Origin of the sequence: Amycolatopsis panacis, from assembly GCF_003600245.1 — a bacterium.
GTDB lineage: Bacteria > Actinomycetota > Actinomycetes > Mycobacteriales > Pseudonocardiaceae > Amycolatopsis > Amycolatopsis sulphurea.
In genome coordinates, this window is record NZ_QZFV01000044.1 from 1 (window position 1) to 1,124 (window position 1,124).

General features: G+C 64.1%; 1 protein-coding gene. It reads left to right on the forward strand.

All coding sequences use genetic code 11. The annotated features are described in order from the left end of the window. Nucleotides 1-758 precede the first annotated feature (758 nt). Nucleotides 759-1,124, forward strand: a 366-nt coding sequence (locus D5S19_RS03850; RefSeq protein WP_199730330.1) for a reverse transcriptase N-terminal domain-containing protein, incomplete at its 3' end; no start/stop codon positions are given.

The following is a 1,124-nucleotide window of genomic DNA, read 5'->3' on the forward strand; positions in this document are numbered from 1 at the left end:
TGTGGTGGCGAGGAACGCGGCGGCGAGCATGGACAGGGTGATGTGCCGGTACCAGGCCGCGTATTTGCGGACCTGGTAGTGATCCGTGCGACACGAGGTCGCACATGTCGAGTGAATACGCAGGTAGGAGGTCCGGCTGTGTCGGATGTGTAGTTCCGGGCGAGTGCTCAGCGTCTGTCTCCGCCCTGACGTGCGTCGCGGGTAACTGCGGGGTGCGAAGCTCGGGGAAGAAGCCCAAGGGGACCCGATCCGTCCGGGTGCTACAGGCAAGGAGAAGACCGGACGGGTGAACGTGATTGAACCCTTGATGATGCCTCGTGAGCCAGACCCTCGGGTAGGCGGAAAGCTACACCGGGGAAATAGGGCCAGGCCGTTGAAATGCGGCAGGCGGCGGCCGGAGAAGATCAGCCGGTCGTGCGAGCACCGCCGGCCCCGGGGTATAGAGGGCGCCCACCCCGGTCGAATCTCGGATGTGTGGAACGTGGAAACCCCGTCAAGGTCCAGGCATCGCGCCTGGTAGGCCGACCGTAAGGGGAGCTGAAGGCTGGCGGGAACAGGATGCTCAACAAGCGAATGCCGGTGCGCCGAAAGGCGACAGGAAACTGGGGCCACCAGATCGTCCTCTCCTGACGGTCGTCCTGGATAACTGGCCGGATACCGGCCTTGTGGCCGGACCCGGAAGGGTGCTGACGTGAGCAGGTGGCCAGTGAAGACCAACGCCTGTAAGCCTCCCGAACCGAAGGGCAAGTTAGACACCGATGGTGAACGGACCGGAGGACGCCATCTCGACCTGGGACGCCGTGGATTGGCATGCCCGCGAGGATGACGTACGGCGGCTGCGGCAGCGGATCTTCAAGGCAGCGCGCGAGCAGGACTGGTCTAAGGTCCGGTCCCTGCAAAAGATGATGCTGCGGTCCTGGTCGAACACGCTGATCAGCGTGCGCCAGGTAACGCAGCGCAACGCTGGCCGCAAGACCGCAGGGGTTGATGGGGAGGTCGCCTTGACGTCCTCGGCCAGGATGGAGATGGCGGTGCGGGTGCATCAGACTGTCCTGTCCTGGCAACCGCTGCCGGTCAAGCGGGTGCATATACCGAAAGGACCTGACAGGGCCAAACTGAGGCCA